The organism is Bacillus atrophaeus (assembly GCF_039519175.1).
Classification (GTDB): domain Bacteria; phylum Bacillota; class Bacilli; order Bacillales; family Bacillaceae; genus Bacillus; species Bacillus atrophaeus.
Genome location: NZ_CP154443.1, coordinates 2,996,855 through 3,013,238, shown reverse-complemented (window position 1 = coordinate 3,013,238; position 16,384 = coordinate 2,996,855). Strand labels below are relative to the sequence as shown.

General features: G+C 45.6%; 17 protein-coding genes. 1 reads left to right on the top strand and 16 read right to left on the bottom strand.

What is annotated here, in order from left to right; translation table 11 throughout:
- Positions 1 to 6: 6 nt before the first annotated feature.
- From sdaAB to AAHT65_RS15345, 3 genes are all read right to left on the bottom strand, one after another.
- A complete protein-coding gene (gene sdaAB / locus AAHT65_RS15355; protein ID WP_003328984.1) occupies positions 7 to 669 on the bottom strand; it encodes an L-serine ammonia-lyase, iron-sulfur-dependent subunit beta in 663 nt (220 codons plus the stop codon).
- A gap of 147 nt (positions 670 to 816) precedes the next feature.
- Positions 817 to 2,490, bottom strand: coding sequence for a DAK2 domain-containing protein (locus tag AAHT65_RS15350; RefSeq protein ID WP_343310465.1), 1,674 nt, complete (start codon positions 2,488 to 2,490; stop codon positions 817 to 819).
- Positions 2,491 to 2,505: 15 nt separating this feature from the next.
- The gene (locus AAHT65_RS15345) at positions 2,506 to 2,868 is read right to left on the bottom strand and encodes an Asp23/Gls24 family envelope stress response protein (RefSeq protein ID WP_003328986.1); all 363 of its coding nucleotides are present in this window, start codon (positions 2,866 to 2,868) and stop codon (positions 2,506 to 2,508) included.
- Between the two features lie 268 nt (positions 2,869 to 3,136).
- Between AAHT65_RS15345 and rpmB the strand changes: the two genes are divergently transcribed.
- On the top strand, positions 3,137 to 3,325 hold the full coding sequence (gene rpmB, locus AAHT65_RS15340; RefSeq protein WP_003221548.1) for a 50S ribosomal protein L28: 189 nt from the start codon (positions 3,137 to 3,139) through the stop codon (positions 3,323 to 3,325).
- Positions 3,326 to 3,396: 71 nt separating this feature from the next.
- On the opposite strand, the gene spoVM is transcribed toward rpmB, so the two are convergent.
- The 13 genes from spoVM to rpoZ all read right to left on the bottom strand — a co-directional run bounded on the left by spoVM (position 3,397) and on the right by rpoZ (position 16,383).
- A complete protein-coding gene (gene spoVM, locus AAHT65_RS15335) occupies positions 3,397 to 3,477 on the bottom strand; it encodes a stage V sporulation protein SpoVM (protein ID WP_003328987.1) in 81 nt (26 codons plus the stop codon).
- Positions 3,478 to 3,562: 85 nt separating this feature from the next.
- The gene (locus AAHT65_RS15330) at positions 3,563 to 4,207 is read right to left on the bottom strand and encodes a thiamine diphosphokinase (protein WP_003328988.1); all 645 of its coding nucleotides are present in this window, start codon (positions 4,205 to 4,207) and stop codon (positions 3,563 to 3,565) included.
- A gap of 80 nt (positions 4,208 to 4,287) precedes the next feature.
- On the bottom strand, positions 4,288 to 4,941 hold the full coding sequence (rpe, locus tag AAHT65_RS15325; RefSeq protein WP_343310464.1) for a ribulose-phosphate 3-epimerase: 654 nt from the start codon (positions 4,939 to 4,941) through the stop codon (positions 4,288 to 4,290).
- Position 4,942: 1 nt separating this feature from the next.
- The gene (gene rsgA / locus AAHT65_RS15320) at positions 4,943 to 5,845 is read right to left on the bottom strand and encodes a ribosome small subunit-dependent GTPase A (RefSeq protein ID WP_088117143.1); all 903 of its coding nucleotides are present in this window, start codon (positions 5,843 to 5,845) and stop codon (positions 4,943 to 4,945) included.
- Between the two features lie 14 nt (positions 5,846 to 5,859).
- Positions 5,860 to 7,800, bottom strand: a complete 1,941-nt coding sequence (gene pknB, locus AAHT65_RS15315; protein ID WP_343310463.1) for a Stk1 family PASTA domain-containing Ser/Thr kinase — start codon at positions 7,798 to 7,800, stop codon at positions 5,860 to 5,862.
- A complete protein-coding gene (locus AAHT65_RS15310) occupies positions 7,794 to 8,558 on the bottom strand; it encodes a Stp1/IreP family PP2C-type Ser/Thr phosphatase (RefSeq protein WP_003328993.1) in 765 nt (254 codons plus the stop codon). The genes pknB and AAHT65_RS15310 overlap by 7 nt, the downstream gene beginning before the upstream one ends.
- Before the next feature lie 5 nt (positions 8,559 to 8,563).
- Positions 8,564 to 9,655 (bottom strand): 23S rRNA (adenine(2503)-C(2))-methyltransferase RlmN, encoded by a 1,092-nt coding sequence (gene rlmN / locus AAHT65_RS15305; RefSeq protein ID WP_010788574.1) that lies wholly within the window; start codon positions 9,653 to 9,655, stop codon positions 8,564 to 8,566.
- Between the two features lie 3 nt (positions 9,656 to 9,658).
- Positions 9,659 to 11,002: a 16S rRNA (cytosine(967)-C(5))-methyltransferase RsmB gene (gene rsmB, locus AAHT65_RS15300; protein WP_106271583.1), complete on the bottom strand. Its 1,344-nt coding sequence runs from the start codon at positions 11,000 to 11,002 to the stop codon at positions 9,659 to 9,661.
- On the bottom strand, positions 10,992 to 11,942 hold the full coding sequence (fmt, locus tag AAHT65_RS15295) for a methionyl-tRNA formyltransferase (protein WP_343310462.1): 951 nt from the start codon (positions 11,940 to 11,942) through the stop codon (positions 10,992 to 10,994). The genes rsmB and fmt overlap by 11 nt, the downstream gene beginning before the upstream one ends.
- 4 nt (positions 11,943 to 11,946) lie before the next feature.
- Positions 11,947 to 12,429 (bottom strand): peptide deformylase, encoded by a 483-nt coding sequence (gene def / locus AAHT65_RS15290; RefSeq protein WP_003328997.1) that lies wholly within the window; start codon positions 12,427 to 12,429, stop codon positions 11,947 to 11,949.
- Between the two features lie 25 nt (positions 12,430 to 12,454).
- On the bottom strand, positions 12,455 to 14,872 hold the full coding sequence (gene priA, locus AAHT65_RS15285; RefSeq protein ID WP_343310461.1) for a primosomal protein N': 2,418 nt from the start codon (positions 14,870 to 14,872) through the stop codon (positions 12,455 to 12,457).
- Positions 14,869 to 16,089: a bifunctional phosphopantothenoylcysteine decarboxylase/phosphopantothenate--cysteine ligase CoaBC gene (coaBC, locus tag AAHT65_RS15280; RefSeq protein ID WP_268516624.1), complete on the bottom strand. Its 1,221-nt coding sequence runs from the start codon at positions 16,087 to 16,089 to the stop codon at positions 14,869 to 14,871. The genes priA and coaBC overlap by 4 nt, the downstream gene beginning before the upstream one ends.
- A 90-nt stretch (positions 16,090 to 16,179) precedes the next feature.
- Entirely contained in the window at positions 16,180 to 16,383 is a 204-nt protein-coding gene (rpoZ, locus tag AAHT65_RS15275) for a DNA-directed RNA polymerase subunit omega (RefSeq protein WP_003329001.1), read from the bottom strand.
- Between the last annotated feature and the right edge of the window lies 1 nt (position 16,384).

Genomic DNA, 16,384 nt, shown 5'->3' with positions numbered 1-16,384 from the left:
ACTTCACTAGTCAGCAATTTTAGTGACTTGAATAATATTTGGCAATTTCTTAAGCTCATCGAGCACGTCATCATCAATATTTTGATCCACTTCTATCGTCATCAGCGCAAGCTGGCCGATGTCCTTCCGCGCTACCTCCATATGTCCTACATTAATGGAGAATTTCGCAAGGACATTCGCCACTCCCGCAATGGTGCCGAACTTATCATTATGGACCACTAAAATGGCAGGATGGTTCCCTGAAAGGCGGAGTTCGAACCCGTTTAATTCGGTTATTTCGATTTTACCTCCCCCTATTGAAATCCCGGTCAATTCGAGCTCTCCTTGATCATCCGATATCCTGATCTTCGCTGTGTTCGGATGAACAGGGACAGCGTCTTCCACCCTAAACTCTATCGTTATTCCTTTATCTTCAGCAATTTGGATCGCCGTTTTTATCCGTTCGTCAAATGTATCAAAATCGAGCAGGCCTCCGATAATGGCGACATCGGTGCCATGGCCTTTATAAGTTTCCGCAAAAGAGCCATAAAAAGAAACTATGATGCGCTCTGGCTCTCTGCCAAATAGACTTCTGGCCACTCTTCCGATTCGCGCCGCGCCCGCAGTATGTGAGCTGGACGGACCAATCATAACCGGTCCGATGATATCAAAAACGCTCCTGTATTTCATGTTTTTCCCCCTCTTATCTATCAATCAACAAACCTTTTTAGCGCTTTTCTTCTAGACTAATTGATCAGATATGAAATGGCAAGCGGACGTATTACCGCGCTGCCGCACTTAAAAGAAGGCATAAGAATAGAAGGGCCGTAAGCCCTTCTACTCTACCGCAAATATATAAGAATACAGCGGCTGTTTTCCGTTATGGATTTCAACTTCCACATCTTCAAACTTATCGCCTAGAAACTCTTCAAGCTGTGCCGCTTCCTCCGAAGAAGCATTCTCTCCATACAGAACCGTCACAATTTCATCTTCTTCCCCAATCATTTCGGAAAGCAGCATTTTTGCGGCTGCAAGCTGATTTTCAGCGCTGCCGATAATCGTTCCGTTCAGAATTCCCATAAAATCGCCTTTTTTAATGTCATGGCCGTCTATATGAGTATCTCTGACTGAATAGGTCACCTGTCCGCTTTTCACTTGCTGAATGGCGTCAAGCATATTCGCTTCATTGACCTCTGGTTCTTGCTGCGGATTAAACGCTAATAGAGCAGACATCCCTTGAGGCACGGTTTTTGCAGGAATGACAAAGACCTGCTGTTCTAAAACGCTTGCCGCTTGATTGGCAGCCATTATAATGTTAGAGTTGTTCGGCAAAATGAATACAACTTCAGCATTCACTGACTTGACGGCTTCTGCGATATCTTCAGTGCTCGGATTCATTGTTTGTCCGCCTTCAATAACGGAAGAAGCGCCGATGCTTTTAAACAGCTCTGAAATGCCTTCTCCCATCGCGACCGTGACAATACCGTACGGTTGCTTTTTAGTTGATTGCGCGACAGGCGCCCCGCTGTCCGCAGGCATCAGATCCTGACTGATGATAGACGTGTGCTGCTCTCTCATATTTTCGATTTTGATTTTAATCAATTCGCCGTAGTTTTGCGCGTAGTTTAATACGTTTCCGGGCTCTTCGGCATGGACATGGACCTTCGCCAGTGTATCATCTGCAATCACTAGAAGCGAATCGCCGAATCGGCTCAGATCGTTTCTGAATGTTTCTTCATTAAACGCTCTTTTGTCCTGATCCAGCCTTACCATAACCTCGGTGCAGAAACCATATTCTATATCTTCCGTGCTCATCATGCTTTGTGCGCTCTTATGATGCTCAGCGCTGACCATGTCGTCAAGTGAAGGAAGAGCTGTTTTTGCTGAAACGGTTTCTCCTTTTAATGAAGCCAGAAATCCTTCATATACGCAAAGCAGCCCTTTTCCGCCGCTGTCCACCACGCCGACTTCCTTCAGTACAGGAAGCAAATCGGGCGTTCTGTTCAGCGATGCCTCTGCTTCTTCAGTGACAGCCTCCATCAGCTTTATGATATCGGTTTCTTTTTGGGCCGCAGCGACTGCTTCTTTCGCCGCATCTTTTGCTACTGTTAAAATCGTCCCCTCAACAGGCTTCATCACTGCCTTATAAGCCATGTCTACACCGGCTTGAAGCGCTGCGGCAAACTCATTGGCGTTTATTTCTTTTTTTTGCTCAATGCTTTTGCTGAAACCCCGGAATAATTGCGACAATATGACACCTGAGTTCCCTCTCGCTCCCATAAGCAATCCCTTAGACAGCGCAATTCCCACCTTGCCGATATCAGATGTCTCAAGATGTTCCACTTCTCTCGCTCCGGAGGTCATCGACAGGTTCATATTTGTTCCTGTATCGCCGTCCGGGACCGGAAACACATTTAACGCATCAACAACTCCTGCGTTCTGAGACAGGTTTTGAGCCCCTGAAAGAATCATTTCCGCAAAGGCTCTCCCATCCAATTTTCGTTTAGACAATACTTTTCCTCCTAACTACGGGTTCGTCACTCGTACGCCTTGGACATAAATATTTACAGAATCCACTGCAAGTCCGACTGTTTGGTCTACTGTGTATTTTACTTTTGTTTGAACATTGTGTGCGACTTCGGATATTTTGGTGCCATAGCTCACAATAATGTACATGTCAATATGTATCCGGTCTGCTTCCTGGCGGACAAGAACCCCTCGGCTGAAATTCTCTTTGCGGAGGATCTCAGTCAGTCCGTCTTTAATTTGGCTTTTAGATGCCATGCCTACAATCCCGTAACAGTCAATGGCCGCGCCTCCGGCAACCATCGCGATGACTTCATTCGATATATCAATCTGTCCGTATTTTGTTCTTAATTCAATGGACACGCAAGTTCCTCCTTCGAGTGCATAGAGTTACAGCTATTCTACTATATGTACTCCGTTATGAAAAGAAAAGTCAGCAACACTGACTGTCCAACCCTACTTATACTACAGCGTTCAATTTTTTTCAAGTTGTCAAGTGATTTTTCTTGAAAGGAGGGGAAACAATAGTTGCAAACGGTTTTTAGCTGTGGTAAATTATTAAAGTATCAAAAGCATCTAAGAAAAATGCATGTTGAAAAGTAGATGTTTTGCGCAGTTAGGAGGGAAACAAATGGCACGTAAATGCGTTATCACAGGTAAAAAAACAACAGCTGGGAATAACCGTTCTCACGCAATGAACGCTTCTAAGCGCACTTGGGGCGCGAATCTTCAAAAGGTTCGTATCCTTGTGAACGGCAAACCTAAAAAAGTATATGTATCTGCTCGAGCTTTGAAATCCGGTAAAGTTGAGCGTGTATAACAAAATGAACGCCTGCCCCGATATGTGTGGCAGGCGTTTTTATGTGGTGTAAGAGGGCTTCGCTGTCAGGCTTAATCTTTTTTAAATGAGCCCAGCATTGCCCGGACAATTCCTCCTAAAAACTTCGGCAATTTAATGGTGTAAAATTTCATTTTTGTCCCCCTCCTATAAGTCCGGTAACCGCCTGTTCATCGTTCTAAAGGTTTATTGTTTCTGCATTTGAGTGAAAGCACGTAGCTAATCAGTGCTCCTTACCATTATTACTATGCCTTCAGCAAACGAAAAAGTACCTCGTGAATAAATGAGTTCGTTACTAATACATAGTGTTGAACCGAATGTAATATGACAGTTTTTTAGCGGATATTTAAAACCGGTGAGGGTAAGTTCTTCTACCTCTTCAGAAAACGGGATGAATGAAATATATCTTTTGCCGAAGTCCTTCTCAATTGTATGTGTTCCCGGTGTAAACATTTGAATGATGTTCTGTTTGTCGATCAGCTGAATCGCTGTGTTTGATTCAATGCCTTTGTGCAAAAGCTGGATATTCCCTAAAAAATGATCAGCTCTCCCGCCCGTGATACCGAATACTTGGATCATATCCGGCTTTTGCTCTAAAGCCCAGACGAGTGCAAGCTCTAAGTCTGTTTGGTCTTTTTCAGCCTGGTACACATGCAAACCCGGCGCCGCCTTTTCAATTTTCCGGCGCTCTCGGTCTGTGATACTGTCAAAATCCCCGAACGCTTCATCCGGAATGATGCCGGCGTCTAACAATGTGACCGTGCCTTTATCAACACCGACCCACAGCATTTGATCAGCGGCATACTGGGAAAGTTCCGGTATTAAGTCAATCGGTCCGCCGGCGACTATATTTATCTGGCTCATATTGTTTCCTCTCTTTATCTGCATACAGGAAAAAGAGCTCAAGCTGGTCAATCAGCGCTTGGCTCTTTCGGAGTGCTTATTTATAAATTGCCTCTAATGTCAGAAATGGCTTTCTTGCGGTCATTTTGGCCATAAATCGCAGACCCCGCGACAAGTAAGTTGGCGCCTGCTTCAATGCATAGCGGGGCTGTCTCTTTGTTGACGCCGCCGTCTACTTCAATCAGTATCTCATTTTTCCCTTTTACGTCTGCAAGCCGGCGGACTTCGCTTATTTTCGGCAGGACGGAATGAATAAACTTCTGCCCTCCAAAGCCCGGGTTCACAGTCATTAAGAGAACGAGATCAAGCTCGTCTATCACATGCTTAATCATATCAACGGTGGTGTGGGGATTAAGCACAACTCCCGCCTTTACGCCATGTTCTTTTATTAATTGAATGGTTCGGTGAAGGTGCGGACATGCTTCGGCATGGACGGATATCACATCCGCTCCCGCCTTTGCGAATGCCGGTATGTAACGGTCCGGCTCTTCTATCATTAAATGAACATCAAGCGGAAGTTCTGTCACCGGACGAACGGCTTCCACAATAAGCGGACCGATCGTAATATTTGGGACAAAATGGCCGTCCATCACATCAATATGAATATAATCGGCTCCGCCCTGCTCCACGTCTTTTATTTCCTTTCCCAAAGAGGCAAAATCTGCGGAAAGGATAGATGGTGCAACCTTAATCATGTTAATACCTCGGCTTTCTGTCTTTAATCTCCATCATAAATTCAACATAATGGTCATAACGGTATTTTGTTATTTCTTCATTCTCCGCGGCTTGTTTTACGGCACATTTCGGCTCTTTCAGATGAAGGCAGCCTCTGAATTTGCATTCAGCGCTTTTTTCTCTGATTTCGGGAAATGTATATCCCAGCTCTTCCGCCTCAATGCCGGTAAATTCCAGTGAACTGAATCCTGGCGTGTCCGCAACTAATCCGCCTGATGTGTGGATGAGTTCGACATGCCGGGTGGTATGTTTCCCGCGGCCTAAGTGCTCCGAAATTTCATCCGTTCTCAGTTCAAGCTCAGGACTTATCGCATTTAAAAGTGAAGATTTCCCGACACCGGACTGGCCTGCAAAGACAGTCGTTTTATTCCGAAAATGAGGAATGATGTCCGGTAACCCGTTTTGTTCCTTGGATGAGGTGAGATAAACCTCATAACCGATTTTACGGTAGTCTTTTGCATAAGCCTGAATGGCTTCTTTTGTTTTTTGGTCTTTGACAAGATCCATTTTGGTGATACAGATGATGGGAAGAATATCGTTTGCTTCAACAAGAACTAAAAAACGGTCTAATAAAGATGTGCTGAAAGTGGGCTGAACCGCAGAAAAAACGAGCACTGCCTGATCAACGTTTGAGATCGGCGGCCTGACTAGCTCATTGGTTCTATCTTTTATTTCTAAAAGGTAGCCTTCCTTTTCATGCTCAGCTTGATACACAACATAGTCACCGACGAGAGGCGTTATTTTATTTTTTCTGAAAATGCCTCTTCCCCTGCATTGGATCACTTTTCCTTCTTTTGTATCGTCTGATTCGTCCAGTACGTAATAAAACCCGCTTAACGCTTTAATAATCTTGCCTTCAGGCATATTGTCCCTCCTTGTTATTCATCTTTGGGATACTCAATTGTTTTGTAGCTGACGACTTTGTTATCTACTGTCACTTGATAATACCCTTTTTGTCCCGGTTCAATCTTCAATTCAATCGCACGTTCGGTCGGCTCTTTTATTTTGAAGTTTTCATAAGAGTCAGAAATGCTGTGGTCTGCGTCATCAATTGAAATTTGGACCTCTAGCTCGTCCCCTTCATTTTCCGGTTCATAAGGGATTTGAATTTTTTCTTTCACGGTCTTCACAGGTTTTTTTTCAGGTCCGAGTGAAAAGGTGACTTCGACTTCGTTTCCGGGCTTTAATGCCGTGCCGGCTTTCGGGTTTTGTTTGACTACCTGCCCTTCAGGAATATCGTCTGAGTGAACTTCTTTTTCGACCAATGTCAGCCCGTTATCCTCAAGATAACCAGAGGCCGCCTGTTTGCTGTATGTCGTTAAGTCTCTGAGCGTGATGTCTTCAGGGCCTATGCTGACCGTCAGCTTTACTTGATCGTCACTTGGCACAAGATCGGTCCCTGCTGAAGGCTCCTGGTCAATGACCGTGCCGGACTCTTCTTCATCGTGAACCTCATTGACTGTTATGTTTTCAAAGCCCTTTTTCTTCAAAGCTTCTTTTGCCCGTTCAACGGTTTGACCCGTCACATCATTCAGCTGTGTTTTTGCTTTTCCCGTGCTTTTATACAGTTTAACGGATGCCCCTTCTTTTACGGTTGAATCCGCTTTAGGATCTGTCTTCACCATTAAGCCTTCTTCAATTTTTTCGTCTGAAATTTCCAAGACATCCGAGTCGACCTGTAAGCCGTCTTTTTCAAGCAGATCAGCCGCTTCTTCATATTCCATCCCCTGAACATCGGGGATCTTGACATCTTTCGGCATAAAAAGAGATGGAAATACGGTTACGGCGAGTACGCCGGCCGTAATTAAAATAAAGCATACGGCCAATAAAACCCATGGCCATTTTTTCTTCTTGCCCTTTTTCGTCTTCTTTCCGTGAGGAGCTTCATCAGCATTCTCTTTGTCAGAGGGAGAGGCTTGATCGGCATCCTTTATAATGGGAATCGCTTTAGTCATTTCTTCATCTTCCAGTACGGAAAACTTCTTTTCGTTGAGCCGACGGGCATCAAAAGCTGTTTTGATGTCTTCTCCCATGTCCTCAGCGGACTCATATCGGTGAAACGGATCTTTAGCTGTGGCCTTTAAAATAACGTTTTCAACGCTTTGGGGGACCGCGGGATTCCATCTTTTTGCAGAAGGAGTCTCCGTTTGGAGATGCTTTAAAGCAATGCTGACTGCTGATTCTCCTTCAAACGGGATACGCCCGGTTACAAGCTCAAACAGTACGATGCCGAGCGCATAGATGTCTGATTTCTTCGTGGCCAAGCCGCCCCGCGCCTGCTCGGGAGACAGGTAATGAACCGAGCCGAGAACAGAATTTGTATGTGTGATCGTTGTGGAACTAAGGGCAGTGGCAATGCCAAAATCAGTGACCTTTATATTCCCCATATGGTCGATCAAAATATTGTGAGGCTTAATATCCCTGTGCACAATGTGATTGTGATGGGCATGTGCTATGGCTGAGACAATCTGCTCCATGATGCGGAGCGCTTCTTTAGGGTGAAGAGGCCCGTTTGCGGTTATGTATTCCTTCAGCGTCATGCCTTCCACATATTCCATCACAATATAATAGATATCTTCTTCTTCGCCCACATCGTAAATGCTGACAATATTCGGGTGGTCAAGGCTCGATGCCGACTGAGCTTCTCTTCGGAAACGTCTGATAAACTCATTGTCATTCGCAAAGTCAAACCGCAGTACTTTGATTGCGACTTCACGTTCAAGAATGATGTCCTCAGCTAAATAAACGTTTGCCATGCCTCCTCCGCCAATAACCCGGAGAATTTGGTAGCGCCCGCTGATCCGCTTGCCGATTAGCACTTTTCTTCACCCTCTTCAACATGTAAAGCAAGCTCAAGCAATACCGCAGTTATATTGTCTTCTCCGCCGTTTTCATTGGCTTTGTCTACGAGCAGATTTACTTTTTCCTGAGGAGCTGATGTATCTTGCAAAATTTCTTTTAATTCCCGGTCTTCCACCTTATTCGTCAGTCCGTCTGAGCATAGAAGCAGCTTATCGCCTGGCTCTAATTCAAATGATCGGGCGTCAATGCTGATCGACCTGTCTGTTCCAAGAGCTTTTGTGAGTACATTTTTTCTCGGGTGATGCTCGGCGTCTTCTTTAGAAATTTCTCCAGTCTTCACAAGCTCATTCACAAGAGAATGATCTTCGGTCAATTGAATGAAATCGTCTTCTTGAAGCAAATAGCATCTGCTGTCGCCTATGTGGGCTACCGTAACCGATTTCCCAGTAAAAAGGGCGCACACAATCGTTGTTCCCATGCCTTGGCATTCTTCATGGGCTTGTGCGTGACCGTAAATCTGGCTGTTTACAGCGTGTATTTGTTCCTTTATCCACGTCTCGCATTCCGAAGGTGCAGAAGGAATGGTTTCCGCCTGATTCCACTTCTCTCCAATGGCTTTTACAGCCATCTTGCTCGCAACATCTCCGGCAAGATGGCCGCCCATGCCATCAGCGACAACCGCTAATATAAATTCGTCTTTCCCCTTAAATATGCCCGCATCGTCTTCATTGTGCTGGCGGATTTTCCCTGTATCTGTTTTTAAGGCTGTTAACAACCTCATCACCTCGTCTCGTCTTGACGCTCCTTCGCGCGAAGCTGACCGCAGGCCGCGTCAATGTCATGGCCTTGCTCTCTTCTGATCGTGACATTTACTCCGTGGGATTTCAACGTTTTTTCAAAAGCAAAGATCTGGTCCTTCGGCGTGCGGACATAATCACGTTCAGGCACATAGTTGACAGGTATTAAGTTGACGTGGCATTTCACGCCTTTTAATAACTCTGCAAGCTCTTCAGCATGTTCGACCTGGTCATTTACACCGCCGAACAGGCCGTACTCAAAGCTGATGCGTCTGCCGGTTTTTTCAATATAGTATTTGACTGCCTCCATTAAGTCAGGCAGCTTATACGCCTTGTTAATCGGCATCAGCCGGCTTCTGATCTCCGTATTTGGCGCGTGCAGAGAAATCGCGAAGTTAATTTGCATTTGCTGGTCTGCGAAATCGTAAATTTTCGGGATGATTCCGCTTGTTGACACCGTAATGTGGCGGGCACCGATATTTAATCCTTTATCATGATTAATGATTTTTAAGAAAGCAAGCATTTCATTAAAATTATCAAATGGCTCGCCGATTCCCATAATAACCACAGAACTGACGCGCTCATCTGTTTCATCAAGCGCTTTTTGGACTTTCACTACTTGAGCAACGATTTCGCCTGCTTCAAGATTACGTTTCAGTCCGCCGAGTGTCGATGCGCAAAACGTACAGCCGATGCGGCAGCCGACTTGTGTCGTTACACATACAGAATTGCCATATTCGTGTCTCATTAAAACGGTTTCGATTGTGTAACCGTCATGGAGTTCGAATAAAAATTTCATCGTTCCATCCTGAGATGTTTGCTTCACCGCAGTTTTCAGCGTTGTGAGCACGAAATGGCTGCTTAATTTCTCACGCAGGCTTTTTGAAAGGTTTGTCATGTCTTCAAAAGAAGACACTCGTTTTTCATAAAGCCATTCAAAAATTTGTGCGGCGCGAAACGGTTTCTCTCCGTTTTCAGTGAGCCATGTTTGAAGTTCATCTAATTCAAAAGAATAAATGGACGGGTTTTCTGTCCGCAATTCTTTTCTGACTTTTGTTTGTTTTGATTGTGTCATTGCTTATCCCTTCTTTCTCATGCTGCAAATAAAGAAACCATCTGTTCCGAAATAGTGAGGAAGGATTTGAAGGCTTCCACCCCGAACAAAAGGTCTCGCCTTTTCAGGCAGCCGCTTTTCAAGAGACAAATCGGGTTCAAATTCAGGATGTTCTTGTATAAACGCATGGATTACTTCTTCATTTTCTGTCCGGTCCATTGTACACGTACTGTACACGAGTGTGCCACCTTTTTTTACTAATGGAGCGATTTCCCTTAAAATTGACAGCTGAATCTTGGCAAGGCGTGCGCTGTCTTCAGGGGTTTTGCTGTATTTCATGTCGGGCTTTCTGCGGATAACCCCGAAACCTGAGCACGGAGCATCGACGAGAATGCGGTCAAACTCTTCAGCTTGAAAGGCTTCCGATGCTTTGCGGGCATCCATTGCCTCAGGCTTGATGATCGTCAGTCCGAGTCTATTTGCCGCTTCTTTAATCAGCTTCACTTTATGCTCGTGAAGGTCTAGTGACAAGACCGACCCTTCATTTCCCATTCGTTCAGCGATATGTGTTGATTTCCCTCCCGGAGCCGCGCAGGCATCCAAAATGGTTTCTCCTGCTTCGGGGCCAAGCGCTCGTGCGACAAGCATCGAGCTTTCATCCTGAATGGACACGTCACCATTTTTAAAGAAACGGCTTCCCGCTATGCTTCCTTTTAGAAGCTTTACTGCATCAGGGGACAGGTCGCCTTTTTCAGCTTCTATTCCTTCGGCTGCCAGAGATTCGAGCAACTCATCTCTGTCTTTTTTCATTTGATTGACACGAAGGGTTTGCTTAGGCGGTACAAGGTGAATACGGCAGATTTTTTCAGCTGCGTCAAACCCATATGTTTCCGCCCATTCTTTGACAAGCCATTCCGGATGGCTTGTCTCTGTCGCAAGCCGGGTGACAGGGTCATTAATGGCTGCAAATGACGGAACGCCTTCACGCTGTACAGAGCGAAGAACGCCGTTGACAAAAGAAGCAATTCCTTTATGGCCCCTTTTTTTGGCGATTTCTACCGCTTCATGAATGGCTGCCCTGTGCGGAATCTTTTCTAAATATTCCATTTGATACAGGGAAAGCCGAAGGAGCTGAATGACCCATGGCTTCACCTTAGCCGGTTTGTTGATGAACGGCTTAAGCATATAATCCAGGGCTGTTTTGTTTTGCAGTGTCCCGTATACCAGCTCAGTCAACAGACCTCTATCCTGATCGCTGAGCTCATTCGATTTAATGACAGACTTGAGCAGCAGATTACTGTAAGCCTGATTTTGATCCAGTTTCATCAGCGCTTCAAGCGCAATGTCGCGAACATTATTATTCTTCATGCTTTACTCCTAATACTTCTCCAGTTTGCACATTTGCGCCTCTGACGAAATCCTCGCCTTCCATGCGCTTTTTACCTGCCGGCTGCAGTTCGGTTACTAACAACGCTGTTTCATTGCCTGTCGCGACTACGATTCCATTCTCCTCAACAGCAATAACGGTTCCCGGTTCAGCTTTCTTTTGAGCGGGTGTTTTTTTCGCCGACCATATCTTCAGGTTTTGGCCGTTAAGCGTCGTATAGGCGACAGGCCAAGGATTCAGTCCGCGCACTTGGTTATATAGATCTTCGCCGCTTCTCGACCAGTCGATCAGCTCCTGCTCCCGTTTAATGTTCGGGGCGTAGGTCGCTTTCCCTTCGTCTTGCTGAATCGGTGTTACGTTCCCTTTAATGACGTCAGGAACGGTTTGAGATAAAAGTTCTGCTCCGGCTTTGCTTAATTTGTCATGAAGCGTTCCGACGTTATCTTTCTCTTCTATGTCCACTTCAATTTTAGAAAGCATGTCGCCTGCATCCAGTTTCTCCACCATGTACATGATGGTAACCCCGGTTTTTTTCTTGCCTTGCAAAATCGAATAATGAATCGGAGCCCCGCCCCTTAATTCCGGCAAAAGTGACGCGTGCACGTTAATACAGCCATATTTCGGGCTGTCGAGCAGCTTTTTAGGCAAGATTTGTCCGAATGCCGCTGTTACAATCAAATCGGGTTTCAATGCGAGCACTTTTTCAATTTCTTCATCCTGTCTCACTTTTTCAGGCTGAAGCACCGTTATTCCATGGCGCAGGGCCTCTTCCTTAACAGGCGGAGGCGTCATAACCTTTTTCCTTCCTTTCGGCCGGTCAGGCTGAGTGACGACCCCCACAACTTCATATCCTTCATCTATAAGCGTTCTTAAAACAGGAACAGAAAAATCAGGCGTTCCCATAAAAACGATTCTCGTCATCCAATCATCCTTCCATATCCGCTAGTTCGTCTTCTGTATAATACTTGCTTACTTTTGAAGTGAACAGCACACCGTCCAAGTGATCCATTTCATGCTGTACAGCTCTTGCTAAAAAGCCTGTCGCTTCAAAAACAAACGGTTTACCCTGCCGATTATAGGCCTGTACTTTCACATAATCGGGACGGGTAACCTCTCCATATAAATCAGGGAAACTCAAGCAGCCTTCAATTCCCGTTTGTTTGCCGCCGCTTTCAAGAATTTCCGGGTTAATCAAGTCGATTCTGCCGCTTTCTTCGCCGATATCCACAACAGCAGCTCTTTTCAAAATGCCAATTTGCGGCGCTGCCAATCCGACACCGTCCATTTCAAGCATCGTATCGTACATATCGTCAAGCAGCTTTTTTAATTTTTTATCAAAAACAGTCACAGCCTCCGCCGGTGTTTCAAGAACCTCCGCAGGATGTGTGACAATTGGTTTTACCGCCAAAATAAAGCCCTCCAACACGCAGATGTTACATCATCATATAAGGATTCATATCAATTGAAATCGTTACATGCTTTTGTTCAATATCGCGTTTATAATGTTCCAGTATCTTCTTTAATACTTCTGACAACTGGTTTTCCTGTTTGTATTTTATCACGCATTGATAGCGATATCTATCTTTGATCCTGGCAATCGGCGACGCGGCGGGTCCGAGGATTTTCGCGTCAGCGCCGCAGTTCGCTTTTAAATAATGGGCGATTTTATCGGCTATGATTGCCGTTTTTGCCACTTCCTCATGGGAAACAGTCACAAGGGCCAAATAATAATACGGCGGGTAGGACTGTTCTCTCCTGTGCCCCATTTCCTGCTGAAAGAAAGATTCATAGTCATGTGTTTTTGTCAGCTGAATGCTGTAATGGGACGGGGTATATGTCTGAATGATCACCCGGCCCAGTTTTTCATGCCGGCCGGCCCTCCCGCTTACTTGCGTTAATAGCTGGAAGGTTTTTTCGGCTGATCTGAAATCAGGGATATGAAGTGTTGTGTCAGCGCTGAGAACGCCGACAAGGGTCACATTGGGAAAATCAAGCCCCTTTGCAATCATCTGCGTACCGAGAAGAATGTCCGCTTTTCCTTCCCCGAAAGCTGATAATAGCTTTTCATGAGATCCTTTCCTCGACGTCGTGTCCACGTCCATCCGTATCACTCTCGCATTCGGCAGCACCTTTGTCAGCTCTTCTTCCACTCTCTGCGTTCCCGTTCCAAAAAAACGGATATGCTCGCTCCCGCATTCCGGACAAGTATTCGGAACCGGTTCTTCATGACCGCAATAATGGCATTTGAGTCTCTGGCCGTAACGATGATAGGTCATGGAAATATCACAGTGCGGACATTGCGGAACATAACCGCAGTCCCGGCACATGACAAATGAAGAATAGCCGCGTTTATTTAAAAACAGCACCGCCTGCTCACCCTTTGCGATCGTTTCCTCAAGCAGTTCCATCAGTTCTAAGGAAAACATAGAGCGGTTGCCGCCTCTGAGCTCTTCCCTCATGTCAACAAGAGAAACTTCAGGCATCACCTGCTGATTGACACGGCTCTTTAATGACAAAAGCTCATAAACTCCTTTTTTCGCACGGGCAAATGATTCCAGTGTCGGTGTGGCGCTTCCCAAAACGACCGGACAGCTATGGTGCTCAGCCCGTTTGATGGCCACCTCTTTCGCATGATAACGCGGCATTTCTTCCTGCTTATAGGATGATTCATGTTCTTCATCGATAATGATCATGCCGAGATTTTCAAACGGAGCGAAAATCGCTGACCTGGCGCCTACTACAAGACGGACTTCGTTTCGGTGGATTTTTCGCCATTCATCATATTTTTCCCCGGTGGACAGCCCGCTGTGCATAACGGCGACCTGAGAACCGAAACGGCCTTTAAACCGGTTGACCATTTGCGGCGTCAGCGAAATTTCCGGGACGAGCACGATCGCCTCTTTTCCTTTCGCAAGCACTTTTTCAATCGATTGCAAATAAATCTCTGTTTTACCGCTTCCTGTAACGCCATGAAGCAGAAATACTTTATGCTCGTCTTGATCAAGCGTTTCCCGTATCGACTCGTATGCTGCACTTTGCTCATCAGTCAGCGCAAGGGGCTTCGTTTTTTTGAACATTCTGTCCTGATATGGATCTCTGTAAACCTCTTCATGGCTTTCCTGAAGCAATCCCTTTTGGATGAGCGTTTTCAGTGTGGCCGCGCTTGTATTTGTCTTTTTGCAAAGATCCGCCGCAGAAAGCTTTAATCCTTCCTGGCCGGAGATGAAAAAATGAAGAACCGCCTGCTGTTTGGAGGCGTTTTGACTCAGCCGGGCAGCCTGCTTGGCAAGCTCCTCTTTCGGCACTTTTGCCTGTATCATTCTGATCATCTTTTTATTCGTTTTTTGCTTTACTTGATATGTGACATCTATATTGCCCTTTTGAACACATTTTTGGATGAGCTTTAGCGTCTCGCGGTCGGGAATATCCGAATATAACAGGCTCTTACGCTCGGAAAACAGCCGCTCAATTTGCGGCGGAAGGGGGTCATCACCCGATATTTTCAATTCCTTTTCATATTTTGCCTTTAGTGCCGCCGGCAGCATAGCCTGAAGCGCTGTTATTTTAAATGAGAGTGTTTTGTCTGACAGCCACGAGGACAGATCCATAAGCTCTTTTGTCAGAACGGGCGTCAGGTCTAATAAATCCTCTACTTCCTTGACAGACTTTCCTGCGAGATCAGAAGTTTCTTTGACGGCAGTCACAAAGCCTTGAATTTTACGGGGACCAAACGGGACAATAACACGCATGCCTGTTTTGATCATCCCTTTTAGATTTTCCGGAATTTTGTAATCAAAGGGCCTGTCGATGTTTTTTGTGCTGACATCCACGATGACTTCTGCAAAATTCATGACCGCTCCACGCTCTGTTCTGAGAACGCAACAATTTCTCTGAAAATTTCCAGAGAGACGTCAAACTTAGAAAGTATCGGCAGCTCGCGTCTGCGCCCGTCTTTGAAAAAGAACGTGACAAGGTTTGTATCTGCGCCAAAGCCGGCACCTGCTGTTTTCACATTATTGGCTACGATCATATCAAGATTTTTCGTGTCGAGTTTTTTTCGTGCATAATGCTCGACGTCTTGTGTTTCTGCTGCGAACCCGACTAATATTTGCCGCTGTTTTTTCCCGCCAAGCTCTTTTAAAATATCCCCGGTCCGTTTCAGTTCAATAACAAGCGAGCCGTCTTTCTTTTTCATTTTATGGTCTGATACTGATGTTGGCGTAAAATCGGCAACCGCAGCCGTTTTAATGACGATGTCGCTTGAGTCGAACACAGAGAGCACGGCCTCACGCATATCCGCGGCAGTCTGAACGCTGATTAATTTATGCAGCCCTTTTGGCGGATCAATGGATACCGGGCCTGAGATCAGGGTCACGCGCGCTCCGAGGCTAATTGCGGCCTCTGCTGCGGCATAGCCCATTTTCCCGGTCGATTTGTTTGTAAAGAATCGAACCGGATCAACAGGTTCACGTGTCGGACCGGCTGTGATGACAACATGCTTTCCCTCGAGCGGAGCGTTTGTCTCTTCTGAAAAATGGCTTTCAGCGAGCTTCACGATATTCTCTGGTTCTTCCAATCTTCCTTTTCCGACGTACCCGCATGCTAAATAACCTTCACTTGGCTCAATAAAACGAAAGCCGTCTTGGTATAGGACTGAAATATTGCGCTTGACCGCCGGGTGGTCATACATATGCACATTCATGGCCGGCGCAATCCAAACGGGTGCCTCCGACGCTAAAAGCGTTGTCGTCAGCATGTCATCTGCCAGCCCGTTGGCTAATTTGCCAATAACATTGGCTGTTGCAGGGGCAACGATGATAAGATCTGCCCAGTCAGCCGCATCAATATGGGATATGACGCTTGGATTTTGTTCTTTAAATGTGTCTGTATATACTTCATGGCGACTTAACGCCTGAAAAGTCAGCGGAGAGACGAATTGACATGCCGATTCCGTCATAATGACTTTTACGTTTGCTCCGGCCTGCACGAGCTTGCTCGTTAACGCACACGCTTTATAAACGGCAATTCCTCCGCTCACACAAAGTAATATATTTCGATTATTAAGCAATAATTTCTCCCCCTTTTTTACATCGTTTACACAAAACCTACGGAAAAAAATAACAACCTATACTTGTCATAGGTTGCTACTTGTGTGCTGCTATTCGCGGTCTTCCTTTTCAATCAAAAGCAGGCCGGCATCAATTTCTTCCAATGCTTTGCCTACATATTTGTGTGAAATGGTATGCTCAATCTGCTGGTCCTTTTTGATTTGCATTTCACGCGCGCGTCTTGCAGAAACAGTCACCAGCGTGTATTTTGAATCTAATTTATTCATTAATGAATCGATTGACGGATCTAACATA